The sequence below is a fragment of the Tardiphaga sp. 866_E4_N1_4 genome (assembly GCF_052076075.1).
Classification (GTDB): Bacteria; Pseudomonadota; Alphaproteobacteria; order Rhizobiales; family Xanthobacteraceae; genus Tardiphaga; species Tardiphaga robiniae.
In genome coordinates, this window is record NZ_CP197242.1 from 3,145,053 (window position 1) to 3,171,635 (window position 26,583).

General features: G+C 62.1%; 26 protein-coding genes. 13 read left to right on the top strand and 13 right to left on the bottom strand.

What is annotated here, in order from left to right; all coding sequences use genetic code 11:
- Positions 1-11: 11 nt before the first annotated feature.
- The 6 genes from AB8B20_RS15365 to AB8B20_RS15390 all read right to left on the bottom strand — a co-directional run bounded on the left by AB8B20_RS15365 (position 12) and on the right by AB8B20_RS15390 (position 5,629).
- Positions 12-2,318 (bottom strand): mechanosensitive ion channel domain-containing protein, encoded by a 2,307-nt coding sequence (locus AB8B20_RS15365; RefSeq protein ID WP_439074776.1) that lies wholly within the window; start codon positions 2,316-2,318, stop codon positions 12-14.
- Positions 2,319-2,545: 227 nt separating this feature from the next.
- Positions 2,546-3,190, bottom strand: a complete 645-nt coding sequence (locus AB8B20_RS15370) for a tetratricopeptide repeat protein (RefSeq protein ID WP_439074775.1) — start codon at positions 3,188-3,190, stop codon at positions 2,546-2,548.
- 99 nt (positions 3,191-3,289) lie between these two features.
- A complete protein-coding gene (ykgO, locus tag AB8B20_RS15375; protein WP_055038661.1) occupies positions 3,290-3,415 on the bottom strand; it encodes a type B 50S ribosomal protein L36 in 126 nt (41 codons plus the stop codon).
- Positions 3,416-3,656: 241 nt separating this feature from the next.
- Positions 3,657-4,628 (bottom strand): Bug family tripartite tricarboxylate transporter substrate binding protein, encoded by a 972-nt coding sequence (locus AB8B20_RS15380; RefSeq protein WP_439074774.1) that lies wholly within the window; start codon positions 4,626-4,628, stop codon positions 3,657-3,659.
- Between the two features lie 63 nt (positions 4,629-4,691).
- Positions 4,692-5,132, bottom strand: a complete 441-nt coding sequence (locus tag AB8B20_RS15385; RefSeq protein ID WP_068728848.1) for a MaoC family dehydratase — start codon at positions 5,130-5,132, stop codon at positions 4,692-4,694.
- 20 nt (positions 5,133-5,152) lie between these two features.
- Entirely contained in the window at positions 5,153-5,629 is a 477-nt protein-coding gene (locus tag AB8B20_RS15390) for a MaoC family dehydratase (RefSeq protein ID WP_093757153.1), read from the bottom strand.
- Between the two features lie 106 nt (positions 5,630-5,735).
- On the opposite strand from AB8B20_RS15390, the gene AB8B20_RS15395 reads away from it, so the two are divergent.
- The 3 genes from AB8B20_RS15395 (at position 5,736) to AB8B20_RS15405 (ending at position 8,746) form a co-directional block, all read left to right on the top strand.
- Complete coding sequence (locus AB8B20_RS15395; protein WP_089265866.1) at positions 5,736-6,506, top strand: IclR family transcriptional regulator domain-containing protein; 771 nt, start codon at positions 5,736-5,738, stop codon at positions 6,504-6,506.
- Positions 6,507-6,596: 90 nt separating this feature from the next.
- Entirely contained in the window at positions 6,597-7,472 is an 876-nt protein-coding gene (locus AB8B20_RS15400; protein ID WP_089265865.1) for an amidohydrolase family protein, read from the top strand.
- Entirely contained in the window at positions 7,469-8,746 is a 1,278-nt protein-coding gene (locus tag AB8B20_RS15405) for an O-antigen ligase family protein (protein WP_439074773.1), read from the top strand. The genes AB8B20_RS15400 and AB8B20_RS15405 overlap by 4 nt, the downstream gene beginning before the upstream one ends.
- Here the strand turns inward: AB8B20_RS15405 and AB8B20_RS15410 are convergent.
- On the bottom strand, positions 8,706-9,422 hold the full coding sequence (locus AB8B20_RS15410) for a glycosyltransferase family 25 protein (protein ID WP_089265863.1): 717 nt from the start codon (positions 9,420-9,422) through the stop codon (positions 8,706-8,708). The two genes, AB8B20_RS15405 and AB8B20_RS15410, sit on opposite strands and share 41 nt — an antisense overlap.
- 180 nt (positions 9,423-9,602) lie before the next feature.
- Between AB8B20_RS15410 and AB8B20_RS15415 the strand changes: the two genes are divergently transcribed.
- The 3 genes from AB8B20_RS15415 (at position 9,603) to AB8B20_RS15425 (ending at position 11,909) form a co-directional block, all read left to right on the top strand.
- The gene (locus AB8B20_RS15415) at positions 9,603-10,100 is read left to right on the top strand and encodes a YbaK/EbsC family protein (RefSeq protein ID WP_439074772.1); all 498 of its coding nucleotides are present in this window, start codon (positions 9,603-9,605) and stop codon (positions 10,098-10,100) included.
- 431 nt (positions 10,101-10,531) lie between these two features.
- On the top strand, positions 10,532-11,053 hold the full coding sequence (locus AB8B20_RS15420) for a hypothetical protein (RefSeq protein ID WP_089265862.1): 522 nt from the start codon (positions 10,532-10,534) through the stop codon (positions 11,051-11,053).
- Between the two features lie 70 nt (positions 11,054-11,123).
- The gene (locus tag AB8B20_RS15425; protein WP_439074771.1) at positions 11,124-11,909 is read left to right on the top strand and encodes a FadR/GntR family transcriptional regulator; all 786 of its coding nucleotides are present in this window, start codon (positions 11,124-11,126) and stop codon (positions 11,907-11,909) included.
- 1 nt (position 11,910) lies between these two features.
- On the opposite strand, the gene AB8B20_RS15430 is transcribed toward AB8B20_RS15425, so the two are convergent.
- The 3 genes from AB8B20_RS15430 to AB8B20_RS15440 form a co-directional block, all read right to left on the bottom strand.
- Positions 11,911-13,203, bottom strand: a complete 1,293-nt coding sequence (locus tag AB8B20_RS15430; RefSeq protein WP_089265860.1) for a TRAP transporter large permease — start codon at positions 13,201-13,203, stop codon at positions 11,911-11,913.
- A 40-nt stretch (positions 13,204-13,243) separates the two neighbouring features.
- Entirely contained in the window at positions 13,244-13,819 is a 576-nt protein-coding gene (locus tag AB8B20_RS15435) for a TRAP transporter small permease (protein WP_093757159.1), read from the bottom strand.
- Positions 13,820-13,902: 83 nt separating this feature from the next.
- Positions 13,903-14,907: a TRAP transporter substrate-binding protein gene (locus AB8B20_RS15440; RefSeq protein ID WP_089265858.1), complete on the bottom strand. Its 1,005-nt coding sequence runs from the start codon at positions 14,905-14,907 to the stop codon at positions 13,903-13,905.
- Positions 14,908-15,252: 345 nt separating this feature from the next.
- Between AB8B20_RS15440 and AB8B20_RS15445 the strand changes: the two genes are divergently transcribed.
- Positions 15,253-16,476 (top strand): bifunctional alpha/beta hydrolase/OsmC family protein, encoded by a 1,224-nt coding sequence (locus tag AB8B20_RS15445; protein WP_439074770.1) that lies wholly within the window; start codon positions 15,253-15,255, stop codon positions 16,474-16,476.
- A gap of 150 nt (positions 16,477-16,626) precedes the next feature.
- On the opposite strand, the gene AB8B20_RS15450 is transcribed toward AB8B20_RS15445, so the two are convergent.
- Together AB8B20_RS15450 and AB8B20_RS15455 are read right to left on the bottom strand one after the other, a co-directional pair.
- On the bottom strand, positions 16,627-17,397 hold the full coding sequence (locus AB8B20_RS15450) for an esterase/lipase family protein (RefSeq protein WP_120287155.1): 771 nt from the start codon (positions 17,395-17,397) through the stop codon (positions 16,627-16,629).
- Positions 17,398-17,584: 187 nt separating this feature from the next.
- Positions 17,585-18,871: a DUF445 domain-containing protein gene (locus tag AB8B20_RS15455; RefSeq protein WP_439074769.1), complete on the bottom strand. Its 1,287-nt coding sequence runs from the start codon at positions 18,869-18,871 to the stop codon at positions 17,585-17,587.
- Between the two features lie 186 nt (positions 18,872-19,057).
- Between AB8B20_RS15455 and AB8B20_RS15460 the strand changes: the two genes are divergently transcribed.
- On the top strand, positions 19,058-19,324 hold the full coding sequence (locus tag AB8B20_RS15460; protein WP_068730348.1) for a hypothetical protein: 267 nt from the start codon (positions 19,058-19,060) through the stop codon (positions 19,322-19,324).
- 181 nt (positions 19,325-19,505) lie between these two features.
- On the opposite strand, the gene AB8B20_RS15465 is transcribed toward AB8B20_RS15460, so the two are convergent.
- A complete protein-coding gene (locus AB8B20_RS15465; protein WP_439074768.1) occupies positions 19,506-20,840 on the bottom strand; it encodes a dihydroorotase in 1,335 nt (444 codons plus the stop codon).
- A gap of 150 nt (positions 20,841-20,990) precedes the next feature.
- Here AB8B20_RS15465 and ygfZ point away from each other — a divergent pair, with 150 nt between their 5' ends.
- The 5 genes from ygfZ (at position 20,991) to AB8B20_RS15490 (ending at position 26,575) form a co-directional block, all read left to right on the top strand.
- The gene (ygfZ, locus tag AB8B20_RS15470) at positions 20,991-21,875 is read left to right on the top strand and encodes a CAF17-like 4Fe-4S cluster assembly/insertion protein YgfZ (protein WP_439074767.1); all 885 of its coding nucleotides are present in this window, start codon (positions 20,991-20,993) and stop codon (positions 21,873-21,875) included.
- A gap of 13 nt (positions 21,876-21,888) precedes the next feature.
- The gene (locus AB8B20_RS15475; protein ID WP_439074766.1) at positions 21,889-22,515 is read left to right on the top strand and encodes a DNA-3-methyladenine glycosylase I; all 627 of its coding nucleotides are present in this window, start codon (positions 21,889-21,891) and stop codon (positions 22,513-22,515) included.
- 27 nt (positions 22,516-22,542) lie between these two features.
- Positions 22,543-23,169: a YfbR-like 5'-deoxynucleotidase gene (locus tag AB8B20_RS15480; RefSeq protein ID WP_439065046.1), complete on the top strand. Its 627-nt coding sequence runs from the start codon at positions 22,543-22,545 to the stop codon at positions 23,167-23,169.
- Between the two features lie 75 nt (positions 23,170-23,244).
- Positions 23,245-23,751: a tyrosine phosphatase family protein gene (locus AB8B20_RS15485; protein ID WP_231079197.1), complete on the top strand. Its 507-nt coding sequence runs from the start codon at positions 23,245-23,247 to the stop codon at positions 23,749-23,751.
- 127 nt (positions 23,752-23,878) lie between these two features.
- On the top strand, positions 23,879-26,575 hold the full coding sequence (locus AB8B20_RS15490; protein ID WP_439074765.1) for a DUF2339 domain-containing protein: 2,697 nt from the start codon (positions 23,879-23,881) through the stop codon (positions 26,573-26,575).
- Positions 26,576-26,583 lie beyond the last annotated feature (8 nt).

Below are 26,583 nucleotides of genomic sequence, written 5' to 3' on the forward strand. Positions count from 1 at the left end.
AGCGATAATGACTAGCCGGCGCGGCGCTGCGCTGACTTGCTCTGCTCGATATCTGCGTCATTGTCCTCTGCAGCTTCAGTGGTCGGCGGAGGCAACTGCATCAGGACGGTCTGTCCGGGTGACGCGATCTCGATACCTTCTTCCTGGAAGCGGATTTTCATGCGGCGATTGAATTCGCGCTGCACCGCCCAGCGGCCGGAATCGGTACACCGGATTTGACCGACGATCGTCGCCATCGAACCATCGACCTTGTCGACGCCCCACAATTCGAGATCGCTGCGGATCAGCGGCTTGAAAGCTGCCTCATTGCGCATCTGCTCGACGATGTCCTTCAGCAATTGGCCAGCGCGGTCGGTATCTTCCTTGTAAGCGACGCTGACGCTGACGGCCGCGTTGCCTGCACCGCGGCTGGCATTGGTGATGGTGGTCACCGCGCTGAAGGGAATGATATGAACCGAACCATCGCCGGCACGTAGCCGGATGGTACGGATCGAGACGTTCTCGACGACGCCCGAGAGACCCGACACCGTAACGTTATCTCCAACCTGCACGGTGCTTTCCAGCAGCAGAAACAAGCCGGTAATCACGTCCTGCACCAGCTTCTGCGAACCGAAGCCGATGGCAATGCCGAGGATGCCGGCACCAGCGAGCAGCGGCGCAACATTGACACCGATCTCGCTCAGCGCGGTGAGCGCAACCACCGCGATGATTACACCGAGTAATGTCGTGCGCAGCATCGGCTGGAACGTGCGCAGACGCGCCGCGCGAGCGAAATGAGCATCGCGCGTCAGCGCCGCAAGCTGCCGCTCCATCAGCGCATTGCTACCTTCCCACACAACCGCAGCGACAATGGCAGCGATGCCGACGGTGATGACAGCCGAGACGACCCGACTGCCAATCTGGCCACCATAGAACCAGACAACGGCATTGACGCCCCACACTTCCAGCAAGGCAACGAGGCCGATCACGGCGATGATCGTTGCGACGACCTTGCGCAACAGTGGCAGATAACGATTGGCACGCGTCTCAAGACCCGGAAAGCGCTGCAGGATTTCCGGTTTGATGCGGAAACCGCGATCGATGAGGCTCAGCGCAATCATCGAGACGAGCCTGGCCACCAGCGCGACAATGACCGTGCCGACGATGTATCGCAGCAGCAATGAATAACCGTTCTGGATATTGAGCGCCCAGATGGTCCAAGCCGCCATCACGACGACGATCGCCAGCACATGCCAGAGACTGGCGAGGCGATTGCGCATCGCGCTCAGGAAACCCGTAGCACCGATCGGCGCGCGGAGTGCATCGGCAACGGGCTTCCGGCACTGCAGGACGATGACGACGACAAACAGATGCACGACCAGCATCACGAGCTTGATCAGCGCAAAATGCGCCGAGCGATAGAGGCCCATCATCAGGGCGACATTGGCGATTGCGATGCCGGTGGCGCCGACGCCGACGATGCGACGCGTCCAGATTTCGAGATAGGCTGCGGTCTCCTCCTTCACCCTGAACAGCGCGAGCGGCCCGAACAACGCGCGCATCGCGCAGATGATGGCGCGCGCCACCACATAGCTGTTTACGATCGCAAGGATCGCGAGGCGCGTGATCCCGGCATCGCCGATCTGGGTGCCGAGCAGCAGCGATACTGTGCCGGTAAAGACGAAAATCGGAAACAATTCGAGGAGAAGACGCCCGACCACATAGGGAAGCCGCAGCAGCGATTGCCACGCCCGGGTCAGGCTACGCCGCCGTTTGTTGAGATCGGGCGCCTCGGTGAAGTCGGCCGTGGACGACGGTGGATCGGCACGTTCGATGAGCGAGGACGGCGCACGGGCGACGAAAGGAATGCGCGCCTCGAGCACTGCCTGCGGCTTGCGCAGCAGCCAGACCATGAGCCATTCCGCTGCCAGCGCACCGCCGAATACGACAACAAGCTTCCAGGCGATGTCGAACAGGAGATGATAGGTGGCGGGATCGTTGGCGCTGCGCTGCAGCCAGTACCATAGGGCCGGAAAGCGCGTGACCGATTGCACGGCTGTCGAGACCTCGCGTGTAATATCGCCGAGCTGATCGGAAATCGTCACCAGCAATTGCGCGCCAAGACTGTCGGCGTCGAGCGGAATGGCAGGCTTCTTCTCCGGCGATGCGGGTGTCGCCGCGGCGATCGCGCGCAGCGTATCGATCATCTCCTTGCGCTTGACGTCGTCCTGCAATGTGTCGAGCGCAGCCTTGGCCTGATCGGGGGACAGCGTCGAAACCGCAGGCGCCGGCGGCGCATCGGCTTTCTGCGCCAGTGCAGGGCTGGTCACAGCAGCCATCGGTGCGGCCATCAACACACATAGCAAAGCGAATAGCGGAAATGACTTCGGCGCCAAAAGGTGTCCCTTCCTGTGGCTCGGAAAACGCCCTTTTCGCCCGTTTCCTGTGTCAGAAGTTTGATTCCCCGGCGACGATGTCTTGTTTTTCCATCGCGGGCAGCAGGGATGCATCAAAGCAGGGCGATGTTCCCGCGATGTCCCGCGAGCGCCCCGACCTTCAAGGAATTTCAGATATCGCGGCCTTCGACCTTTTCGGTCAGGGTCTTGACCAGCTCCGGCACCTTTTCGAGATGCGGATTGACCGCAAGCGCCTTGCGGAACGCATCAAGCGCACGCTTTTCGTCGCCCAGCTCTTGCATGATCATGCCGAGCCCTGCCAGAGCACCGAAATGCCGGGGTTCGCGTATCAGCACTTGCTCGATATCCTGCAGCGACCGGGTGTAATCGTTCTGCAGGTAATACAGCGTCGCGCGCCGATTCCAGCCCTCGACGTAATCGGGGCGCAGCTTCACCACCGCGCTCAACAACTGCAGCGACAGATCGACCTGCTTGGCGTCGAGCGCCGTCTTGGCGCGGGTCATCAGCAGCGCGGTCGTGTCGCTCGTGGTCTGCGACCACAGGGCCCAGATCCGGCCTTCGACGTGTTTGGCGCTGGCTTCGTCCGGCGCCGCTTTCAGCGCACCAAACAGGAAATCGAGGCCGCGCGTCTTGTCGGCATTGACCTTCGGCAGTTTAGCGGGTGGCTCGGGAATCTTCTTCGGCGCATCCGGGGTCACGACCTGCGGATCTCGCACCTGCGCATAGACGGGTGCTGCGCCCAGAAATGCGCTCAGCAGAATTCCAAAACCTGCGGCCGGGATTCTCAATGCCATGCTGCAAGTCTAGACACGAAAAAACGCGCTGCAAAGCAGCAGCGCGTCAAACACCTGTGATGTCGTGAGGCCAGCCGGCACAATGCCAGCCGCAGCAACTCAACCCTGGCGAGCCTTGAAACGGCGCTGGGTCTTGTTGATCACGTAGACGCGGCCCTTGCGGCGGACCAGGCGGTTGTCGCGGTGACGACCACGCAGCGATTTCAACGAGTTACGGACTTTCATCGGTCAATCCTGATAGCTTGCGATACTGACGTCAAAGGCCGTGCGCAGCAGGCCGAAATCAGCGAAAATGAGCTTGAACCCGCTGGCGACCAAGTCGCCCGGGACCCGCGGTTTCTAAGCCATCGGGCGCCGGACTGTCAATCCGATCCGGGCATCTGACGACCACCAGATCGACATTTGCAGGTATTTTGGTGGCTTGAGGGTCCGGGAACAGTCACCGGACCCTTCAAACACGTGCGGATCACTCTTGCGGAACATTCGCGGTTTTCACCACTGCGCCCCACTTCTTGATCTCCGAATCGACGAAAGCCGTGAATTCAGCTCCCGTCAGCTTGCCCGGCTCGACGCCCTGGGTGGCGAATTTCTCGCGGGTCGCGGGTGCCGCCAGGATCTCCTTCATGGCCGCGACCAGCTTCGTATAGGCCGGGCTGCCATTGGCCTGCGGCATATACATGCCGAACCAGGCGGTCGCCTCGAACCCCTTTACGCCGACCTCATCGAGGGTCGGGGCATTGGGGAGCGAGGCCGCTCGGGTGAGACTGGTGACCGCGAGCACACGGATGTTGCCCGCCTCGGCAGCAGGCAGAACAGTCGGCAACGTATCGAACATGATCGGAATATGGCCGCCGATCAGGTCGTTCATCGCCGGCGCGGCGCCCTTGTAAGGGATGTGTTCGATATTGATTCCAGCCATCTGCTTGAACAATTCGCCCGACAGATGATTGGCGCCGCCGACGCCGGCCGATCCGAAGGACAGCTTGCCGGGCTGCTTCTTCGCCAACTCGATCAACTCGGCGACCGACTTCGCCGGAAAGTCCCTGGTCACAACAAGCGCATTTGGCGCCGTCGCGATCAGGGCGATCGGCGAGAAGTCCTTCTGTGTCTCGTAAGGCAGACTCTTGCGTAGACTCGGATTGATCACGTGGTGCGTGGCCGTGACCAACAACACGCTGCCATCGGCGGGCGACTTCACGACAACTTCCGAACCGATCGTGCCCGATGCGCCGGGCCGGTTCTCGACGATCGTGGTGACGCCGAGCTTCTCGCCGAGATATTGCGCGACAAACCGTGCGAGGATGTCCGTCGTGCCCCCCGCTGGAAACGGCACGATGATCTTGATCTGACTGACTGGAAAATTCTGCGCCAGCGCGCCTGACAACATGACAACAGTCATCGCCAGACACGACAGGGCGAGCCTTGTGAGCTTCTTCATTTCGATCCCTTGCCTGTTTTTATACGGCGTGCGGACTATGCCGCACGCCGTTGCATTGAGCCACTAGGCAGTCAGCGGAAATTCAACCATCGCCTCGCCAACAGCGACCTTCTCGTCGTTCTGGTTCTTCACCAGCACGTCGATCAACACCCAGCGCGACTTCTCGGTGGTCTGCTTGGCCTTGATGATGCCAACCGGCTGGATCGTGTCGCCAGGCTTCACCGGCTTGACCCAGCGCGTTTCGAGACGGCGATGGATTGCACCTGCGGGATAGGCCCAGTCGGTCAACATGCGGGTGATCAGCCCGAAATTATTCATGCCATGCATGATGATGCCGCCGAAATTGGTCTTGCCGAACGAGTTCTTCATGTAGTTGTCGTCGAGATGCAGCGGATTGTAGTCGAGCGATCCGTCGCAGAAGAGCCGGATCGACTCGCGCGACACTGCGAAGCTCGGACCGTCGATGGTGTCGCCGGTGGAGAGTTTGTCAAAGCTGGTTGTCATGATTGATCTCCTTGCCACACTCACATCGGGCGGATGGTCTGGCCGCGGCCAGAACAGATGACGTCGCCGCGCTGGTTGAAGAACACGTTGTCGTGGACCACGAACAGTCGCTCGCGCTTGATGAACTTGTCGAGCGCGCGGGCCTGCAGGGTGATGGTGTCTCCGGGCCGTGCCGGGATGTTGTAGCTCCAGGACTGGCCAGCATTGACGGTGCCAGGTGTGCGCATCCAGTCGTCGGCCGGCGTGCAGGAGAACATCAACAGGATGTGGATCGATGGCGGCGCGATCAGACCGCCATAGGGCGACGCCTTCGCGTAAGCCTCGTCGAAATACAATGGGTGGTTCTCGCCGACCGAGCGGCAATAAAGCTGGATCGCCTCCCTCGTCAGGACATAAGGCAGCGTCTTGCGTGGCTCGCCCGGGACGATCTCGTCCCAGACCTTGCGCAGGTTCGCGTCCTTCCAGAAATCGGTTTCAAAAACTTCCGCTTGCGCCATAGCGCCTTCTCCACTAACGTTCACCAGGCGAACTTTATGGCCGCCTTACGAACAACTATAGGCGCGGTTTCCCGGGACTGACAAGTCCGAACCGGTAGGATAGTGCATGGCCAAAGACAGTGACGGTTTCGTTCGGGCAATCGCCCGTGGTTTTGCGGCCGTCGAAGCGCTGGGTCGCCCACCGGGCCGGCACACGCTTTCGGAAGTCGCCGCGATCGCGGGCCTCAGCCGCGCGACGGCGCGCCGGATGCTGGCAACGCTGATCGTGATGAAATATTGCGAAGCCGATGGCCGTTATTTCAGCCTACGCCCGCGGGCGCTGGGGCTTGGCCTGTCCTACCTCAATGCACTGCCTTACTGGGGCTATGCGCAACGCGCTTTGGAAGACCTGCGCAACGAAATCGGCGAATCCTGCTCGCTGGCCGTGCTGGACGAGACCGAGATCGTCTATGCGCTGCGATTGCCGGCGCAGCGCATTCTCTCGGCCAATCTCGCCGTCGGCAGCCGCTTACCCGCCCACGTGGTGTCGCTCGGCCGCGTCCTGCTGGCGGCCCTCCCACCGGACCAGCGCGCGCACTATCTCGCCACCACCGAATTCAAACATATCACCCCACGCACCATCACCGATCCCGTGCTGCTGGAACGCGAGCTCGAACGCGTCGAAGCCAAAGGCTATGGCTGGGTCGATGGTGAACTCGATCCAGCCATCTGCGGCATCGCTGTCCCCGTCCGCGACCACGGCGGCCGGGTCGTCGCGGCGATCAGCGTGAATGCGATCTCGGGCACAATGGACGAGGCGACGGCAAAGGAGAAATACCTGATCCCGCTCCGCCGCACCGCGCAGGATATCCGGACACAGTCCTTCTCCACCGGCTAGGTCGGCAGCGTTCCGCTGCCTTTCATTCAGCAGGCCGGTTTGCTAGAGCAACCGCCAACGATAATGATGAAAGTGCGGGAGACGCGGGACATGAAATTGCTCAATCCGGACGACCTTGTCGCCATCGACATCCACACCCATGCGGAAGAGCCATGCGGCTGTCACGCCGACGACGGCTATGATGATTTCCAGGCCCGCATGGCCGAGTATTTCAAGTCGCCGCACAAGCATCCGCCGACAGTGCAGGAAACAGCCGCCTATTACCGCGACAAGAAGATTGCCGCGGTGATTTTCCCGGTCGACGCCGAGCGCGAGACCGGTTTCCGCCGCTATAACAACTACGAGATGCTGGAGATCGCCAAAGAGAACGCCGACGTGCTGATCCCGTTCGCGTCGATCGATCCGCACAAGGGCAAGCTCGGCGTGCGCGAGGCACGCAAGCTGATCTCCGAATACGGTGTGAAGGGTTTCAAGTTCCATCCGACCATGCAGGGCTTCTACGCCAACGACCGCATGGCCTATCCGCTCTATGAGGCGATCCAGGAAGGCGGCGCTATCGCGCTGTTCCACACCGGCCAGACAGGCGTCGGCTCCGGCATGCCAGGCGGCATGGGGATGCGGCTGAAATATTCCAACCCGATGTATATGGACGACGTTGCGGTCGACTTTCCCGACATGAAGATCATTCTGGCGCATCCCTCCTTCCCCTGGCAGGAAGAGGCGCTGTCGGTCGCGACCCACAAGCCCAACGTGTATATCGACCTGTCCGGCTGGTCGCCGAAATACTTCCCGCCGATCCTGGTGCGCTACATCAATTCGATCCTGCAGGATAAGATGCTGTTCGGCTCCGACTGGCCGGTGATCATGCCGGATCGCTGGATGGCCGATTTCGCCAAGCTCGACATTCGCGACGAGGTGCGTCCGAAGGTCCTGAAGAACAACGCACGGAAACTCCTGGGCATATGACGAACAACGATCTGCCGCGCAAACTTGCGGATGCCCGGCAGATCGCTGCCATTGCCACCGGCTTCTCGCTGCCGTTCTCAACCAGCGGTCAGGCTATCGCGGTGTCGATCTTTGCAGTGCTCGCGCTGCTGACACTCGACCGCGATCGTTTCATCGCCGCGTTGCGGAAGCCGGCGGCCTATCTGCCGGTCGCGCTGTTCGCACTGATCCTGGTCGGCGTGCTCTGGTCGATGCAGCCGCTCAGCGGCGCGATCAGATGGGTTGGTCCCTACGCCAAGCTGCTGTTGATTCCATTGGTGATGGCAACGGCATTTACGCCGAAACAAGCGTTACAAATCGCTTATGGCTTTCTTGCCGCCTGTATTTGTCTTCTCGCCCTGTCATGGGCTGCGTTCCTGTGGCCCACGGGACCGTGGGGCTGGTTCAAGGCGCCCGGCGTGCCCTTCAAGGACAACGCGGTTCAATCCGGCTGCTTCGCACTTTGTGCCTTCGCTCTGGCGATCGGCGCGATGCGCATCTGGGTCCAGGACACCCGCCGCGCCATCGCGATGATCGTGCTCGCGCTTCTGTTCTTTGCCGACATTTTCCTGATCTATGTGTCGAAGACCGGCGCAATCATGGCCGCCGCATTACTCGGTTTATTCGTCATCCACGCCGGCGGCTGGCGACGCTCCGCCATGGTCGCGGTCGCAGCCATGATCGTGATCGGCATCGCACTGCTGACCTCGCCACAAGCGCAGCGCCGGATTGCAGAGATCAACTCGGACATCAACGCCAATAGCGGCCAGACCGCAGGCGGCGAAACAATCTCGACCGCATCGCGGCTGGATTTCTGGAGCAAGGCAGTCGGCTTCGTGAAGGCCTCGCCCATCGCCGGTCACGGCACGGGGAGCATCAAGCCGCTGTATCAGAGCATGGAGGCGACGAAGCCGTCGCCCTATGGCCAGGCCACGCCAGATCCGCACAATCAAACGCTTCATACCGTGCTGCAGGTCGGCCTGATCGGCGGGCTGCTGCTATGGGCCATGTGGATCGCGCATGCACGGCTTTTTCTCGCGCGCGATTATGCAAGCATCCTCGGCCAGGCCGTCGTGTTGCAGAACGTGATTGGCTCTTTATTCAACAGCCACATCTCGGCGGTGACGCAGGGCATGCTGTACTGTCTGGCAGTGGGATTGCTCGGCGCGTTGGTACGCAATGCTCCATCCGGAATGACCGGCCGAAAGCCGCCAACTACTTCAGCTTCAGCCACCGCTTCAAATAACGCCGCCTAAACTTCTGCACGGCAAACTGTATGCGCAGCTGCAATTGCGCATGCCCTTTGCGATCAAGCGAGCTCTTGAACACGCCATTAAGCGAGCCTTGCTCGGCCAGCGGCGGTTCCGGCCACAGGAACGGGATGCCCATGGCAGGATCGCCGGTGTTAAAGGCGATGTCGATAGGCTCGTGCATGGGATGCCGCGCGATCCAGTCAAGTCGCGCCGAAGCCTCCGGCGCGCCCAGCACATAGGCTTCCATATTGCGCACGCGATTGCCGGGATAGACGATCTGGCCCGGGCGCAACTCCGACGCCGGGGTGTAAAAATTGGTCGCAGCGCCAAGATGCAGAATTCGCGGCCGCGGCCACTTTTCGGCTTCGTCGAGCACCCGCTTCAACTGGTCGCAGAAATCCGGCACCAGCAATGCGTCATCCTCGAAGATCAGCGCCAGATCCTGGCCGCGCTCGCGGATGCGCTGCATGGCGACCACATGTTTCAGCGCGCAGGATTTTTGTCGCAGCGTGAGGTCGGCGCCTTCGGCGAAATAAGCCCGATCGACATCGGAGGTGATCTCGTCGGCATCGAAATCCAGCACCCACTCGAACTTGATGCCCGCACGGTCGAGCTCGCGCTGGATATGCTCCGTGCGCTCGGGCAACGACTTGGCATGGATCACATAGGCCGGCAGCATCGAGAGGTAGGCTCCAGAACATCGCCCGGCACGGTCAGCCAGACAAGAGCCCGTATAAGGTCAAAACCGGCGTGAGGGAATGGCGCGGCCGCGCCGTCCCAGTTCCCCAATGCACGGATCTGACTTCACTTTGTCGGCGACATGTGAGAGGGCGTGGCGGTATGTCACCGAGACCGCATCATGAGCCTTGAGTCCGTCCGCGCCTTTCTCACCGCCAACGCCCCCGAATTATCCGTCACCGTCACCGACAAAAGCTCGGCCACGGTCCTTCTCGCCGCCGAGGCATTGGGCGTCGAACCCGGCCAAATCGCCAAGACGCTGTCGGTGCGGGTCGGCGACCGGGTGGTGCTGGTGGTGACCAAGGGTACAGCGCGGCTCGACAATAAGAAGGCACGCGATGCACTTGGCGGCAAGCCCCGCATGCTGGGGGCCGACGAGGTCGTTGCCCTCACCGGCCATCCGGTCGGCGGCGTCTGCCCGTTCGGCCTAGCAACGCCATTACAAGTCTACTGCGACGTGTCGCTGAAGGAATTCGCCGAGGTGTGGCCGGCGGCGGGCTCGATCAACAGTTCGGTGCGGATGTCCCCGGCACGGATGGCCGAACTGACCGGGGCCAGCTGGGTCGATGTTTGCCAGGAGCCGGCGGCAGTGCAGGAGCAAGCTCCCGCGATAGGTTGAGGCAGCGAGAATAATTCACTGCCGTTCATTGCCGGCAGAGAACAAGCCAACCGCCGTCCGGCACGAGAGCAGCGCGGGTATTGCTATTTTTGCCGGGGGATCGACTTCCCCCGCGCAAGGCACGATTTTCCGGGTGTCGTCCCTGAGGACGCTCGGCTGCGCAGCAATATGTGCGGCCAAACCGGACAAGACCATGCGCTTCAAAGCCTCGTCTCATCGCCCGCAGTCGTCGAAGACCTGGAAGCAGGTCGTGGCGTCGATCGTGGCCGCAGCTGCAGCCGGACTACAGTCCGCTGGCGCCTGAACGCGCTCTGTAGACGTCCGTTGGCGCGCAAACGCCGTTGGCGCCAAGTTCCCGCGTTATCAAAATCTTGAGGGTATATAGCTAGGGTTGCATCCGGCCGTGTGTAAATCGGCGGGGGGACCTCGAGATGCGGCTCGTGCCGATCACCGACGCCGACAGAAGCTGGGCTTCACTGAAGTCGCAGTGGCGGAAGGCTGCCGAGGCAGCCGAGGAAGACTTCTCCACTTACACCCAGGGTATTTTCGCGGCGCTGGACCCTGTCATGCAGGGCGGCAAGGGTGGGTTGTACGGTCTCTACGACGGCACCGTTCCGCAGGCCTTCTGTCAGGTCAGCAAACTTCTGATGCCCAAATTCGAAGGTCCCGTGCTGCGTTGCCGTTTCATGACCGTGTCGCCGACCTACGACTTCGGGAGTGCCGGTCTCGATAAATACGGACAACTGCTGATCGAGCTGTTTTCCGGCATGATCTGGCTGTCGCGCAACGCCCTTTCCGCCAGCCATATCCAGTTTCACCTCCGCAGCCCCGCCGACGCGCAGTTCCTCGCCCCATTGCAGGCTCCGGTGCCCAACTCGCCGTTCCAGCGCTTCACCATTAACGGCGCCTGGGTCGAATGCGATCTCAAGCTCCCCGAACTCGAAACAATGTAAGAGCGTGCAGCGCAATGACGCGTGCCGCAAGCTTGCGCAGCGACATCGGCGATGATAGCCCGGTTGTACGATGACCGGACAAGCTAAGCCACGCACCAAGCGCAAGACAACCAATGGGGCCGCAGGCACGCCTTTGCTGCGACCGCTCAATCCCGTGCGCCGCCGTACTGAGGAAGTCGTCGAGCGCATCGCTGCCCAGATCATCGAAGGCCGCTTGCCCGCAGGCGCGCGCCTACCGACCGAGCAGGCCATGATGGCGGCCATGGGCGTCAGCCGCACGGTCGTTCGCGAGGCGATCGCGGCACTCCGCGCCCGGGGTCTTGTAACCACCCGGCAAGGCGCCGGTGCCTTCGTCAACAGCGAGCCCGATCAGCAGCCTTATGCCATCGACCCCGACGGCCTGGGCTCGCTTGGCAGCGTGATCGAAATTCTTGAACTGCGCACGGCCGTCGAGATGGAGGCCGCGGCTATAGCCAGCGAGCGCGCCACCGCTGCCCAGATCCGAGCCATTGCCAAGGCCGCGGCTATCTTCAGCCGCGCCATCGCCAATGGCGACCGTGCGGTGAAGGAGGACTTTGACTTCCACTTCGCCATTGCTGTCGCCACGCAGAATGCGCGCTTTGTCGGTTTTCTGGAATTCCTTGGCGGTCTTATCATCCCGCGCCAGAGCATCCGCACCTTCGATGGCAAGGCCGAATTGCAGAAGCGCTATCTCGAGAGCATCGAGAAGGAGCACCAAGTCATCGTCAATGCGATCAGCGCCCGTTCGCCGCGCAAGGCTCGCGATGCAATGCGCCGGCATTTGCTGAACGGCAAGGAACGCTACAAGCAGTTGTCAGTCGATCCAGTCCAGTAGCTCACCTGAAGCCGAACGCGTGCGGCAGCGCCATCGAGAACCACGGTACGTAAGTCACCAGCATCAAGACCGCGAACATCACCCAGTAAAACGGCCAGATCCCACGCATCACCTCGTCTACCGAGACCTTGCCGATGGCGCAGCCCACGAACAGCGTGGTGCCAACAGGCGGCGTCAGCAGGCCGATGCCGAGATTGAGCAGCATCACGATGCCGAAATGCACGGGGTCGATCCCGAAACTCTTCACCACCGGCAGCAGGATCGGCGTGCAGATCAGCAGCAGTGGCGCGAGATCGAGCGCCGTGCCGAGGATCAGCAGCATGATATTGAGCCACATCAATAGCACGTATTTGTTCGACGAGATGGCGACGAAGAACTCGGTCATATGCGCCGGCATCCGCATCATCGCAGCGACATAGCCGAAGCACGACGCGGTCGCGACCAGCGTCAACACCATCGCCACCGTCTGGAGCGTCCGGTAGGTCAGCATCGGCAGCTCGGACCATTTGTAGTCGCGATAGATAAACATCGTGACGAAGAAGGCCCAGACGCACGCCACAGCGCCAGCCTCGATCGGCGTGAACACGCCTGTGAGAATGCCACCGAGCACAATTACCAGCGTGACGATTCCCCAAGTGGCATCCCCCAGCATCTTCAGCGCCTGCTTCACTGGCACCGGCTCGCCCTTCGGATGACCATCGCGATAGGCAAAGTAGAGACACAACAACATGATCGCGAAGCCAAGCAATAGCCCGGGCACGATACCTGCCAGGAACAGGCTGGTGATCGAGACCACGCCGCCGGTCGCCAGCGAATAGATAACCGCATTGTGGCTCGGCGGCACCAGGATCGCCTGGACCGAGGCGGAGATGGTCACATTGGTGGCGAACACCCGTGGATATCCCTTCGCCGCCATCTGCGGGATCATCACCGAGCCAATCGCCGACGTATCCGCGACCGACGAGCCGGAGATCCCGGACATGATGGTCGTAGCCAGAATATTAACCTGGGAGAGGCCGCCGCGGATGCGCGTGAAACCGACCACCACGGCTGCAAAATCCACCAGCCTTCGCGCCATGCCGCCTTCTGCCATGATGGCGCCGGCCAGCACGAAGAACGGCACGGTCAGCATCGACACCTTGCCGACGCCGCTGGAGAGTTGCTGCATCACAGCTGCAACGGGCAGATCGATCCACAATGCGCCGACCAGCGCGGAAAGCGCCAGCGCAAAGGCGATCGGCATGCCGACGGCGAAGAACAGACACATGCTGAGCAGAAGAACGGCGATGTCCATGTCGGATTTTCTTTGTTATGGCTGGAGCTGATCGGCGAAGCTAGTCGAGAGGTATGTGTGCGTCGCTGCCATCCTGCGGCGGCGGACCGATGGTCAGGCGTTCGACGACAAAGAGAAACATCATCGCGCCGGAAACGGGGATCGGCATGTAGGTAATCCCGACAGACAACCAGGGAAATTCATCCACCGAATTGCCCCAGGTGGTCATCACCAACTTCATGCCCCAGATCACCATGAACAGTGCCACCGCAGCCATCAGCAACTCGCTGATAAAAGCAGCTACGACACGCGCGTGAGGCGGCAGCAGGTTGGTACCTACCGTCATGTTCATGTGGATGCGCTGACGATAGCAATTGGCGGCGCCGATGAAAGTCACCGCTATCGTCAGCAACACCGCCAGAGGCTCCGGCCACGACGCCGCGCTGTTCAAAATGTAGCGGGTGTAAACAGCCCAAGGGATAATCGCGGAGATCAGCACAAGCGCCAGGCAAGAAAACACGGCACCGGTCCAGTACAGTGCGTTCATGGCGCGGCGGAATGCGTATGCCGCACCATGGCTGGCCGTGTCAGCGTGATGATTGGATGCAGCCGGCAGTTTGGAAATAACGTCAGACATGAAGACCTCAGGTAACGCGACGGAAGCGCAGGTCTATTCTGTCGCCCCCGCGAAAGCGGGGACGACACATTGAGAACATGCCGCTAGCTCACCGCAGCAATGCGCTTGGTCATCTCGGCGTATTTCGCGCCGTATTTGTCCCACACCGGCTTCACGGCATCGCGGAACGGCTGCTTGTCGATGGACGTGACGATGTCGGTGCCGACTTCCTTCATCTTGTCCAGCGCGGTCTTCTCCGCCTCGTACCAGAGCACGCGCTGTTCGAGCTGCGCTTCGCGGCCGAATTTCTTCAGCAGCGCCTGATCGTCCGGCGTGAGCTTCGCCCATGACGCCTTCGAGAACACCAGCAATTCCGGAATGATCAGATGCTCTGTCATCGAGAAATACTTGGCGACCTGGAAGTGGTTCTGCGCCACGAAGGATGGCAGGTTGTTCTCGGCCCCATCTACGACGCCGGTCTGCATGGCGCTAAACACCTGATCGAAGCCCATGGCGACGCCATTGCCGCCGAGCGCATTCATCGTGTCGATGAACAAGGGATTACCGATCATCCGGATCTTGAGACCCTTGAGATCGGCGAGCGTCTTGATCGGGCGTTTGCTGTTATAGATGTTGCGCGAGCCGGCATTCATCCAGCCAAGCGCGACCAGACCGGTTTTTTCATTGGCCGTGATCTTGTTCAGCAGCTCGGTGCCGATCTCGCCATCGAGGACCGCTTCCATGTGCTTGGAATCGCGAAACACGAACGGCATGTTGAAGACGTTGACGTCATCGACCACGGGGCCGACGGCGCCGACGGAAATGCGCGCGATCTGCAGAGCGCCGACCTGGGCCTGCTCGATGGCTTCCTTCTCGCCGCCAAGCTGCATGGAGGGAAACATCTGGATGGTGAGCCGGCCGCTGGTCGCGGCATCCAGCTTCTTGCCCATGCGCACCACGGATTCGACCGTGGGATAGCCAAGCGGGTGGACGTCAGAGGCCTTGAGGACCATCTTGGCCTGCGCCTGCGCAGGCGTGAACCGCCCGAGACCGGTAGCGCCAACCGCGAGCGCGGCCAGTCCGCCTTTGACGACATCTCTTCTCTTCATGGACGAAATCCTCCCTGTGAATTTCCCGATGCGGCGCGTTGGCCATTATTCTGGTTCGCCCCTTTGCGGGGTCGATCTTGTCACAATTCTAGGAGCGTGCCGGCCCGCCGTCCATCAGCTTGTAGCGGCAGCGCACCCCAAAAGTTGTACGATGACCCGACATCTAGCACCGACATCGGAGGCCGGCAAGCGCGTGCTCGAGCGGCCGCGCAGAACTAAAGTTCAACCCGAGGTGCGGCGCGAAGAGAGCAGCTCGGCCTCATTCTCGCACGAGTGTTGGGTACCCACTGATTGATTGGGTGGAATCGGTGTAGAAAGAGACATCTGTCACGACAGGAGCCCACCGTGCCAACTGAACGCTTTCAATTCCCCGGCGCGGCCGGCCATATGCTGGCGGCGGCGCTGGACCTGCCCGATGGCGCTGTCCATGCATATGCGCTGTTCGCGCATTGCTTCACTTGCGGCAAGGATGTGCTCGCGGCTCGGCGTATCTCCGCGGCGCTGACGCTCAAGGGCATCGCCGTGCTGCGCTTCGACTTCACTGGCCTCGGCTCCAGCGAGGGCGATTTCGCCAATAGCACGTTCTCGTCGAATATCGCCGATCTCGTAAAGGCTGCCGACCATTTGCGCGAGATACGACAGGCGCCCGCGATCCTGATCGGCCACAGTCTCGGCGGCGCAGCGATCCTCGCCGCCGCTGAACAGATGCCGGAAGCCAAGGCCGTTGTCACCATCGCGGCGCCATCCGATCCCGCTGACGTCACTGACATGTTCGCCGAACATGTGGACGCGATCCGCGAAAAGGGTGAGGTCGAAGTCAAGCTCGCCGGTCGGCCATTCAGCATCAAGCGTGAATTCCTCGACGATATCGCCGAGCACAATCTGATGGCCAAGGTCGCCAGGCTGCACAAGGCGCTGCTGATCATGCATGCGCCCACCGACGACACAGTGGGCATCGACAACGCCACGAAGATTTTCGTCGCTGCCAAACATCCAAAGAGCTTCGTCTCGCTGGCCGGCGCCGACCATCTGCTCACGCAAAAGCATGACGCGATCTATGTCGCCGATGTCATCGCCGCCTGGGCCGGGCGCTATCTCGATGCGGTTGCCGTCACGCCCGTAGCGAACTTGCCCGAAGAGCCGCGCAAGGTGGTGGTGAGCGAGACGCGCGCCAGCAAATTCCAGCAGGTCATCAATGTCGGCCCGCATCAGATGCTCGCCGACGAGCCGATCGCCGCCGGCGGCGAGGACACCGGGCCCGGTCCGTATGATCTGCTGCTCAGCGCGCTCGGCGCCTGCACCGCCATGACCATGCGGCTCTATGCGGATCGCAAGGCGCTGCCGATGGACCACGTCACGGTGACGCTGAACCACAAGAAGATCTACGCCAGGGATTGCGAGGAATGCGAGACCAAGGACGGCATGCTGGACCAGGTTGAGCGCGTCATCACGATCGACGGCAAGCTCGACGCCGAGCAGCGCGCAAAGCTCATGGAGATCGCTGACAAGTGCCCGGTACACCGGACACTGACATCTGAGATCAGGATCGTGACCAAGGCGGCTGAGTAACCCGCAAACCTCTCCACGTCATTGCGAGGAGCCCTTGCGACGAAGCAATCCAGTCTTCGCTTGCGGCCTTCTGGATTGCTTCGCCCAAACGAATTGGCCTTGCCAATTCGTCAGAGCTCGCAATGACGGCGGAAAGTGGAGTGTGTGCCTTTACCTGTTCGGATCCGGATAGACCAGGCTGCGCCAGCCAGAGCGATCGAACGGCGCCCACGCGCCTTCCTTTTGCGCGAGACGCTCCGCCACTGCATAGACGACGGCGGGGTGATGCCCCATCCCGCAATGGCTGCTCTCGACCTCGATGCTCTCCGACATCGCCGATGACTTCTCCATGCAGCCCTGCCAGGCACAGACGCCGTCGGTGCGGCTGTAGATCGCGGTGGTCGGGACCGGCGGCGTATCGGCAAGCGAACCACCGAAATCGTCGTCGGTGTCATCGGCGCGTTTGCCGCTGGCGAATTCATAGACGCGCCAGGCATTGGTGGATTTCGGATGGCCGGCAAACGGGCTACCCAGCGTGATCACCGAGCGGACGCGGTCCGGCATCATCTTGGCAAGCTGGCGTGCGTAAAGGCCGCCGAGGCTCCAGCCGACCAGACTTACCTTGCGGCCGTGGGTCTCGTTCATCTCTTTCAGCAATTCGACCATGCTGCCCTGCACACCGTCGCGCAGGCCGAGATTGCGGCCCTGCTTCCAGCCGCTGACGGCATAGCCGCGGCCCTTAAGGAACGTGCGAAGCGGACCTGTCGAAACATCCGAGGCCACAAGGCCGGGCAGTACCAGTACCGGATGACCATCGCCACGCGGCGCGAGATTCAGCAGCGGCAGCGCGCCGAGAAAGGCGCCGAATTCGTGAACCGCACGGCCTTCAAGAAACATCAGGGTTTTCGATGGGGGACGCTGCGCCTGGGCCGTAGCCGACATCTGATTTCCTCTCGCCGGCGCGTTGGCCGGTCATATCGATTGATTTGAATGCAGCCTCACAGGGAGGGAATCACACAACGCACCGAAGCAAGTATCAGTTCACTCAAGTTAAGGTCGGGTTTGCGGTAGTTCAAGCGCATCCCGATACCCCCCTCCCGCGCCTCACTTCCGCAATGCGAAACTGGTCTCACAGCAGTCGCAACAAATATTCGATCGCGTAGAGCGCCAGCCCGGCGAGCCCGCCGATCAGCGAACCGTTGAAGCGGATATATTGCAGATCGCGGCCTATATTGACTTCGATGACACCGATCAGCTGCTGCATGTCCCAGCCCTTCACCTGATCGGCGATAAAACTCGACACGCCGCTTTTCTGATCCGCGATGAACGTGCGCAGCACCACGACGATGCCCTGGTTGATCTCGCCGCGCATCTCGGCATCTGCGCGCAGCGCTGCGCCGGCCTCGACGAATACATTGGCGAGATGATGTGCCAGTACATTGCTTTCACCCGATGCACTGCGCTCGATGAAGCTGCGCGCATTGTTCCAGAGATTACGCCCAAGTTCGGCAAGCTCGGGGCGCGCCAGCAGATCGCGCTTCAACCCATCGATGCGGCCGGTGAAGCCGGGCTCGGTCTCCAGCCGATCGACGAAGGAGAGCAGCATGCGGTCGAACTCACCACGGAACGGATGCGCTGGATCCTTGCGTACATCGTCGAAGAAGGTCGTGGCCGACGCGACGATGCGCTTCAGCAGGAACGCATCGGCGCGATAGAGTTTGAGCAACGTCGGCAACTCGTCACGGATCTTGTTCTTGATGACAGCCAGCGTGTCCGGCTCGGTCAGCGCGCCATGCATGGCGCCGAGCAGATTGTCGAGCAGGCCCTGATGGCGACCATCCCTGATGAAGCCGCGCATGGTGCCGGCCGCGATCGGCGCGAGATCGACCGACTGCAGCTGCGTCATCACGCGGCGGATAATGAAGGTTTTGAGGCCGGATGTTTCCGTCGCCGACATCGCCTCGGGCAGCAGCCGCAGCAAGAAACGCGCGAGATCCGCGCTACGCTTTTTATCGCTCAGCCAGTCTGCAACGAAACTCGCAAAATCCACCTCACGTAATTTGGCCTCAACCGGCCCGGCTTCGAGGAAATGCACCTCGATGAATTCACCCAACTTGTCGGCAATGCGATTTTGATTCGCCTGGATGATCGCGGTGTGCGGAACCGGCAGACCCAGCGGCCGACGGAACAGCGCGACAACGGCGTACCAGTCCGCCAATCCGCCAATGGTGGCCGCTTCCGCGAAGGCCGCAACGAATCCGAACGCGGGATGAATCGGCAGCAAGATTTTTGCACCGACAAACACGACCAGACAGCTCGCCAGCACCAGCGCCGCAATCGCCTTGACGCGGCGCAACTCTGCTGCGCGCGCAGCGTCGCCGGGACTCGCGAAAGACGAAAAACTGTTTGCGTCCATAGGCTTCCTCAACCGGTCAAGATGACCGGTTCCCGCTGTTAACATAATGTCGGACAATGTGAGTCACTGTCGTTAACCTTTCTTAAAGATGTCGCTCGCGGAACCTGCTCCGCGTGGTAAATCTCGATTCGAACTTGCGAGGCGCGCTTCGCTTTGATGCGCACCGAAGACCGTTTTGGGAATTTCATGAGCGAATCATTGTCGTACCGCCCCGCCCGCGATCCGCTACCGGATCAGGAACAGAAGCAGGCCGCGCTGAGCTATCTCAACGAAGCCTGGGCGGAAGCACGGCATGACGGCGTCGATGGCGATTGCCTCGCGCAGGCCAGCCTGTTTGCGGCCTTTGCCGAGCTCGTCGGCACCTATGGCGAAGACGCCGTAGCGAAGTTTGTCGAGGGTCTTCCGGGCCGCGTGCGCAATGGCGAGTTCTCGCTGACACTGGCACGGCAGTAACGGCTAAGCACCAGTTATCCTCAGGCGTCTTCAACAGACTCAAATGTCATCGCCCGGCTTGACCGGGCGACCCAGTAGACACTGGCTTCACAGCTTCACACTCCGATGGCGTTTACTGGATCACCCGCTTCCGCGGGTGATGACAGCGGAGAGTTGAGCGATACGGCAATGCCGCACGCCATCACGCCCTCAGCGTTTCCAGGAACTTCACCGTCTCGCCCTGCGACGGCGTGACCAGTTCGCCCTGCCACATCACGCGGCGGCCGCGCACGAAGGTGCCGACGGGCCAGCCGGTGACTTTCACACCGTCATAGGGCGTCCAGCCGGCCTTCGAGGCTACCCAGTCATTGGTGATGGTCTCGGTGCGTTTCAGATCCACGATGGTGAAGTCGGCGTCATAGCCCGCCGCGATGCGGCCCTTCATGGCGATGTTGTAGAGCCGCGCGGGACCTGCACTCGACAGGTCGACGAAGCGTGCCAGCGACAGGCGGCCGGCATTGACGTGATCCAGCATGATCGGCACCAGCGTCTGCACGCCGGTCATTCCCGAGGGCGACGCCGGATAGATTTTCTTCTTTTCCTCGAGCGTGTGCGGCGCGTGGTCGGAGCCGAGCACATCGATGATGCCCTGACTGATGCCATTCCAGATGCGGTCGCGATGGCTGGCATCGCGCACCGGCGGGTTCATCTGCGCCAGCGTGCCGAGGCGTTCGTAGCATTCTGGCGCCGCCATGGTCAGATGATGCGGCGTCGCCTCGCAGGACGCGACGTCCTTGTGGTCGCGCAGATATTCGATCTCTTCTTTCGTCGAGATATGCAGAACATGGATGCGCTTGCCGGTCTCGCGCGCAAGGTTGACCAGCCGCTGCGTCGCCATCAGCGCCGCAGTCTCGTCGCGCCACACCGGGTGTGAACGGGTATCGCCTTCGATGCGCAGGTTCTTGCGCTCGTTGAGGCGATATTCGTCCTCGGCATGGAAGGCGGCGCGGCGCTTGATGACCTGGAAGATGCGGCGCAGGCTGTCGTCATCCTCGACCAGCAGCGCGCCGGTGGATGAGCCGATGAATACTTTCACGCCGGCGCAGCCGGGCGCGCGTTCCAGCTCCGGCAGGTCCTGCACGTTCTCGCGGGTGCCACCGATGAAGAAGGCGTAATCGCAATGCATGCGATGATGACCCCGCTTCACCTTGTCGGTGAAAGTGGCTTCGTCGATGGTCAGCGGGTTGGTATTCGGCATTTCGAACACGCCGGTGACGCCGCCCATCACGGCGCTGCGTGATCCGGTCTCAAGGTCTTCCTTTTGTTCGAGGCCCGGCTCGCGAAAATGCACCTGGGTGTCGATCACGCCCGGCAGGATGTGCAGCCCCTTGCAGTCGATCACTTCAGCGGCCGAGGCCGCGCCGAGCGATTCGATGGCCGCGATTCGGCCATTGCGAATGCCGATATCGCGCACACCCTCGCCGTCCTGATTGACGACGGTGCCGTTCTTCAAAATCGTATCGAATGTCTGGGTCATCTGGTCTCGTCACAGCCTGTGAATGCCGCGCAGGATGAGCGCGGGCCTTGTTGTCGGCATCTTAGCGGCTTAACTTTAGCTGTCATATCCGCCAGCCGTGATTCACCCTCGTTTCCTGGCTCGTTTATTGGATTTTTCGAGATTTTCCCAATGAAAGCAGCGTTTCTCCCCGATCGGGGTGTGGTGAAAATCGCCGGCGACGACGCCCGCGGTTTCCTCAACAACCTCGTAACCTCCGAGATCGAGGTGGTGACGCCGGGCACCGCGCGGTTCGGCGCGCTGCTGACGCCGCAGGGCAAGATCATCGCCGACTTCCTCATCACCGAAGCACCGGCCGGCCATGGCGGCGGGCTGCTGATCGACTGCCCGCGCGAACTGGCACAACCGCTGGCCACCAAGCTCGGCTTCTACAAGCTGCGCGCCAAGGTGACGGTGGAGAATCTCTCCGACACGCTCGGCGTGCTTGCGGTGTGGGACGGCGAGCCCGGGATGAAGCCGGACCTCGCCTTTGCCGATCCGCGCAACGTCGCGCTCGGCTATCGCATCCTCGTGCCGGCGGATCTCGCCGCGAAGACGACGGCGCTGATCGGGGCCGAACTGGTCGATACGCCGGCCTATGAGGCGCATCGCATCAGCCTCGGCGTGCCACGTGGGGGCGCCGACTTCGCCTATGGCGATGCGTTCCCGCACGAAGCCAATATGGACAAGCTCTCCGGCGTCGATTTCGACAAGGGCTGTTACATCGGCCAGGAGGTCGTCTCCCGCATGCAGCATCGCGGCACCGCGCGCACGCGCATTGTCGGCGTCACGCTGGATGGCGCGGCGCCGGCCCCCGGCACCGAAATCCGCGCTGCGGACAAGCCGATCGGCACCATGGGCTCTTCTGCTGATGGCCGTGGCCTCGCCATGATCCGCACCGACCGCGCCAGTGATGCGCTCGATGCCGATGCCGCTTTCCTGGCTGGCGATATCGCCATTCATCTGGCTGACACCGCTGCCGTGCGCGCGCTGGCCACGAAGAAGACCCCCGCATGAAAAAGATCTCGGCATGAGCAAACCCGCGATCACGCATGCCGACGGCAAGACGCGCTGCCCGTGGCCGGGTGAAGATCCATTCTATGTCGCCTATCACGACACCGAATGGGGCGTCCCGGAATATGACGACCGCGCGCTCTACGAGAAGCTGATCCTCGATGGCTTCCAGGCCGGCCTCTCCTGGATCACCATCCTGCGCAAGCGCGACAATTTCCGCAAAGCATTCGATGATTTCCAGCCGGAGAAGATCGCGCGCTACAGCGAGAAGAAAGTTCATGCGCTGATGAACGATGCCGGCATCGTGCGCAACCGCGCCAAGATCGAAGGCGCGATCCTTAGCGCCAAAGGCTATCTGAAAATCATGGAGGAAGGCGCCGGCTTCTCGAAATACCTGTGGGACTTCGTGGACGGCCAGCCGCTGGCCAACAATTTCAAGACCCATGGCAGCGTGCCTGCCTCGACACCGCTATCGGCCAAGATCTCCAAGGACCTGCAGGGCCGCGGCTTCAAATTCGTCGGCCCGACCATCGTCTATGCCTTTATGGAGGCCACCGGCATGGTCAACGATCATCTCGTGACCTGCTTTTGCCACGAGGCCTGCATGGGCCTAAAGCGCAAGCCGCGCCTCAAGGCGAAGTAGCAGCAAGAAACTCAAGACCAAGAACCGATGGCCAAATCGAAATTCGACCAAAGATTTTCCCGCGACGTCGCCACACGCGCCTGGCAACGCATGCTGTCGGGCCGGCGGCTTGATCTGCTCGATCCCTCGCCGCTGGATATCGAAATTGCCGATATTGCCCACGGGCTCGCGCGCGTCGCGCGCTGGAACGGGCAGACCCACGGCGCTCATATTTTCTCGGTGGCACAGCACACGCTTCTCGTGGAAGCCGTGTTGCGCGAGCAGATGCCGCGCGCTGATGAGCGTGTGCGGCTCGCGGCCCTGCTGCATGACGCGCCGGAATATGTCATCGGCGACATGATCTCGCCGTTCAAGGCGGTGATCGGCGGCGATTACAAGGTGATCGAGAATCGCCTGCTCGGCGCCATCCACATCCGCTTCGGCCTGCCGCCAGCGCTGGAGCCCGGGATCACCAAACAGATCAAGGCCGCCGATATGGGCGCCGCCTATCTGGAAGCCACACGCCTTGCAGGCTTCAAGGAAGCCGAGGCAAAGCGTCTGTTCGGCAAGGATCCCGGCCTCTCGGAAGCCATGGTGGAAGATTACCTGACGCCGTGGTCGGCGGGGAAGGCTGAGAAGCGGTTTCTGGCAAGGTTTGAGGCGCTGCTGGCGTAATTTAAACTCCGTCATGCCCGGGCATGACGTGAAGAGAACGGAGCGTTATAACGACGCTCAACAAAAGGTTCCCCGATGATCCACGTCTGCTCGCTCGCCGATCTGCATCCCACCGTGAAGGACACGGCCGCGAGCCACGTGCTCACCATCATGGCCAATGTCGCGCAGGTGCAGCGGCCGCCGTCGATCAGCGAGGCCAATCATCTCAGGGTGCAGGTCGACGACATCACCGAGGTGATGGACGGCTTTGTCGCGCCCAACGAAGGTCACATCACGCAGGTGCTGGACTTCGTCCGCGGCTGGGATCGCGCCTCGCCGCTGGTGATCCATTGCTATGCCGGCATCTCGCGTTCCACCGCCAGCGCCTTTGCCGCCGCCTGCATGCTCAATCCGGACCGCGACGAGCGCGACATCGCGCTGCGAATCCGCGCCGCCTCGCCGATCGCCTCCCCCAACCGCCTGCTCGTGACTCTCGCCGACAAGGCGCTGGGCCGCGGCGGCCGCATGGTCCGCGCGCTCGACGAGATGGGCCCCGGCAATCTGACCGTGATCGGCAAGCCGTTTCGCCTCGATCTGGATTAATTCCAGCAATTACGCGCGGCGCGTGAACTAAAGTTCTCCACGACAACACATACCGATGGCCATGTCCCCGGGCGCCGTTCCGGGGCATGATTGGCGTGTGCCCTGCTTCCTGAAGGTTTGATAGTCGATGTTCGATGATTTCGGTTTCGTCACGCTAGTGATTGCCATCGTTGCCTTCATCTTCGCGCGCAAGGCGCGCAATGAAGTGAAGGTGCTGCGCGCCCGGGTCGACGCCTATGAGGCGCTGCCGCGCGTGGCGGCAAGGCCGGCCGCCGTCGCAAGGCCGGACCTCACACCGACCACGCCGAACATTGCATCCGCCCCTGCTGTATCCGAGACTCCAACCGAGGTGACCCGCGAAGCTGCCCCCTCGATCCAGCCGGATGTCCCTGCTCATACTACGCCCGAACCCGCTGCGCCTGTGGACGCCCCTGCGGCTGGCCCCGGCTTCGAGGAACGCATCGGCACGCGCTGGGTGGTCTGGGTCGGCGGCCTCACGCTGGCGCTCGGCGGCTTCTTCATGGTGCGCTATTCCATCGAGGCCGGCCTGCTCGGCCCCGAAGTGCGCGTGCTGCTCGGCGGCCTGTTCGCCCTGGCATTGCTCGCCGTCGGCGAATTCGCCCGCCGCAAGGAAAGCCTCTCGGCAATCGCACCGCTGCCCATCGCCAATATTCCGGCGATCCTCACGGCCGCTGGCACTGCCGTCGCCTTCGCCACAGTCTATGCGGCCTATGCGCTGTATAACTTCCTCGTCCCCGGCACAGCCTTCGCCCTGCTCGGCATCGTCGCCATGTGCACCATGGCCGCGGCATTGCTGCACGGCCCGGCGCTCGCGGGCCTCGGCATTGCCGCCGCCTTCGTCACGCCGGTTTTGGTGTCGTCCGGCAAGCCGGACTACTGGGCGCTGTATATCTATCTCGCCATCGTCATGGCCGCTGCCTTCAGCCTCGCGCGTATCCGGCTGTGGCGCTGGTTGGCGCTGACCACCATCGTCTTCGCGACGCTGTGGACCCTGCCGGGCCTCGACGCCGGCACACCGGCACTCGCGCCCCATGCGTTCCATGTCCTGGCCGGCTTCATCTTGGCCTCACTGCTGGTCGTCTGCGGCTTCCTGTATGGTCCGCCGGCCGAAGAAGGCCGCATCGAAGGCATCTCATCGGGCGCACTCAGTGCGAGCTTGCTCAGCGCGACGCTGGTCGTACTTTCCAGTTTTCATGCCGACATGGCCATGGTGACCTTCGCGCTGATCGTCGCTGGCACGCTGTTCGTCGCATGGTACGCACAAGCGGCCACCGCGGCGGTTGCCGTGGCCGCTGGCTTCGTCGCCGTGGTCTTCCTGGAGTGGGCCATCCAGGGCAATCTCGACATGCTGGTGCTGCCCGGCGGGCCACTGGCGGGCATCGGCGCCAGCCCGGTGGAAAGCTCGGTGTCGTTGCATCTCGCCTCCGCGGCGGTTTTCGCCCTCGGCTTCGGCGTGCTCGGCTTCCTCGCACAGGGCCGATTCGTTAGCGCCGTTATTCCGGTGATCTGGTCGGGCGCAGCGGTATTCACGCCGCTGGCGCTGCTGATCGCGCTCTATGCCCGCATCGCGCATCTCGATCGCTCGATCCCCTTCGCCATTCTCGCCATCATCATCGGCGCAGCCTTCGCGGCCGCCACCGAACTGCTCGGCAAGCGCGAGCCACGTCCGGGTCTCACGATCTCCACCGCGCTGTTCGCCACCGGGACGCTCGGCGCGCTGGCGCTGGGGCTGACCTTTGCACTGGAGAAGGGCTGGCTCACCATCGCGCTGTCGCTGATGGCGCTGGGCACCGCCTGGATCTCCATGCAACGGCCGATCCCGTTCCTGCGCTGGCTCGCAGCCATCCTCGCTGGCATTGTCGTCGCCCGGATGGGCTGGGAACCCCGCGTTGTCGGCGATCTCGTCGGCACCACGCCGATCTTCAACTGGCTGCTGTGGGGCTACGGCGTGCCCGCCGCATCGTTCTGGGCCGCCAGCATCCTGATGCGCCGGCGCGGCGACGATGCACCGCTGCGCATGGTGGAGTCCGCAGCGATCCTGTTCACGGTGCTGCTGGCCTTTATGGAGATCCGCCACTTCGTAAATGGCGGCGATGTCTATCGGTCCTCCTCGAGCCTCACCGAAGTCGCGCTGCAGGTCTGCGTCGCGCTGGCCATGGCAATCGGACTGGAACGCCTGTGGGAGCGGAGCCGCAGCATCGTTCACAGCGTCAGTGCCGGGCTGCTGACATTGTTCGCCGGCGTCGCAAGTCTCGGCGGGTTGCTGTTCATCACCAATCCCGGCATCTGGCGTATCGATGTCGGCGGCGCAATCTTCAACCTACTGCTGCTCGGCTATGCTCTGCCCGCGGTGCTCGCTCTGCTGCTGTCCTACGCCGTAGCGGGCCGTCGCAAGCCCGCCTATGGCAACACCATCGCTGGCGGTGCGCTCGTACTGGCGCTGGCCTACGTGACGCTGCAAATCCGCCGCATCTATCACGGTCCGATCTTCTACAACGCTTCAATCACCGACGCCGAGCAATATACGTTGTCGATCGCGTGGCTCGGCTTTGGCGTCGTGCTGCTCGGCATCGGCATCCTGTTCAACTCGCAGCGCGCGCGGCTCGCCTCCGCCGTGGTCATCGCATTGACGGTGCTGAAGGCGTTCCTGGTCGACATGTCGTCGCTCACCGGCGTCTACCGCGCACTATCCTTCATGTGCCTCGGCCTCGTGCTGGTAGCCATCGGCTGGCTGTATCAGCGCATCCTGTTCTCGAGACGCAAGGCCCAGGCGCCGACAGTGGCTCCAGCGGCCGAAACATAAGCCGCCCG

What these genes read in the sequence shown, in the direction of transcription:
- AB8B20_RS15365 (WP_439074776.1), bottom strand. Translation starts at nt 2,318, where the DNA reads ATGGCTGCTGTGACCAGCCCTGCACTGGCGCAGAAAGCCGATGCGCCG.
- AB8B20_RS15370 (WP_439074775.1), bottom strand. Translation starts at nt 3,190, where the DNA reads ATGGCATTGAGAATCCCGGCCGCAGGTTTTGGAATTCTGCTGAGCGCA.
- ykgO (WP_055038661.1), bottom strand. Translation starts at nt 3,415, where the DNA reads ATGAAAGTCCGTAACTCGTTGAAATCGCTGCGTGGTCGTCACCGCGAC.
- AB8B20_RS15380 (WP_439074774.1), bottom strand. Translation starts at nt 4,628, where the DNA reads ATGAAGAAGCTCACAAGGCTCGCCCTGTCGTGTCTGGCGATGACTGTT.
- AB8B20_RS15385 (WP_068728848.1), bottom strand. Translation starts at nt 5,132, where the DNA reads ATGACAACCAGCTTTGACAAACTCTCCACCGGCGACACCATCGACGGT.
- AB8B20_RS15390 (WP_093757153.1), bottom strand. Translation starts at nt 5,629, where the DNA reads ATGGCGCAAGCGGAAGTTTTTGAAACCGATTTCTGGAAGGACGCGAAC.
- AB8B20_RS15395 (WP_089265866.1), top strand. Translation starts at nt 5,736, where the DNA reads ATGGCCAAAGACAGTGACGGTTTCGTTCGGGCAATCGCCCGTGGTTTT.
- AB8B20_RS15400 (WP_089265865.1), top strand. Translation starts at nt 6,597, where the DNA reads ATGAAATTGCTCAATCCGGACGACCTTGTCGCCATCGACATCCACACC.
- AB8B20_RS15405 (WP_439074773.1), top strand. Translation starts at nt 7,469, where the DNA reads ATGACGAACAACGATCTGCCGCGCAAACTTGCGGATGCCCGGCAGATC.
- AB8B20_RS15410 (WP_089265863.1), bottom strand. Translation starts at nt 9,422, where the DNA reads ATGCTGCCGGCCTATGTGATCCATGCCAAGTCGTTGCCCGAGCGCACG.
- AB8B20_RS15415 (WP_439074772.1), top strand. Translation starts at nt 9,603, where the DNA reads ATGAGCCTTGAGTCCGTCCGCGCCTTTCTCACCGCCAACGCCCCCGAA.
- AB8B20_RS15420 (WP_089265862.1), top strand. Translation starts at nt 10,532, where the DNA reads ATGCGGCTCGTGCCGATCACCGACGCCGACAGAAGCTGGGCTTCACTG.
- AB8B20_RS15425 (WP_439074771.1), top strand. Translation starts at nt 11,124, where the DNA reads ATGACCGGACAAGCTAAGCCACGCACCAAGCGCAAGACAACCAATGGG.
- AB8B20_RS15430 (WP_089265860.1), bottom strand. Translation starts at nt 13,203, where the DNA reads ATGGACATCGCCGTTCTTCTGCTCAGCATGTGTCTGTTCTTCGCCGTC.
- AB8B20_RS15435 (WP_093757159.1), bottom strand. Translation starts at nt 13,819, where the DNA reads ATGTCTGACGTTATTTCCAAACTGCCGGCTGCATCCAATCATCACGCT.
- AB8B20_RS15440 (WP_089265858.1), bottom strand. Translation starts at nt 14,907, where the DNA reads ATGAAGAGAAGAGATGTCGTCAAAGGCGGACTGGCCGCGCTCGCGGTT.
- AB8B20_RS15450 (WP_120287155.1), bottom strand. Translation starts at nt 17,397, where the DNA reads ATGTCGGCTACGGCCCAGGCGCAGCGTCCCCCATCGAAAACCCTGATG.
- AB8B20_RS15455 (WP_439074769.1), bottom strand. Translation starts at nt 18,871, where the DNA reads ATGGACGCAAACAGTTTTTCGTCTTTCGCGAGTCCCGGCGACGCTGCG.
- AB8B20_RS15460 (WP_068730348.1), top strand. Translation starts at nt 19,058, where the DNA reads ATGAGCGAATCATTGTCGTACCGCCCCGCCCGCGATCCGCTACCGGAT.
- AB8B20_RS15465 (WP_439074768.1), bottom strand. Translation starts at nt 20,840, where the DNA reads ATGACCCAGACATTCGATACGATTTTGAAGAACGGCACCGTCGTCAAT.
- ygfZ (WP_439074767.1), top strand. Translation starts at nt 20,991, where the DNA reads ATGAAAGCAGCGTTTCTCCCCGATCGGGGTGTGGTGAAAATCGCCGGC.
- AB8B20_RS15475 (WP_439074766.1), top strand. Translation starts at nt 21,889, where the DNA reads ATGAGCAAACCCGCGATCACGCATGCCGACGGCAAGACGCGCTGCCCG.
- AB8B20_RS15480 (WP_439065046.1), top strand. Translation starts at nt 22,543, where the DNA reads ATGGCCAAATCGAAATTCGACCAAAGATTTTCCCGCGACGTCGCCACA.
- AB8B20_RS15485 (WP_231079197.1), top strand. Translation starts at nt 23,245, where the DNA reads ATGATCCACGTCTGCTCGCTCGCCGATCTGCATCCCACCGTGAAGGAC.
- AB8B20_RS15490 (WP_439074765.1), top strand. Translation starts at nt 23,879, where the DNA reads ATGTTCGATGATTTCGGTTTCGTCACGCTAGTGATTGCCATCGTTGCC.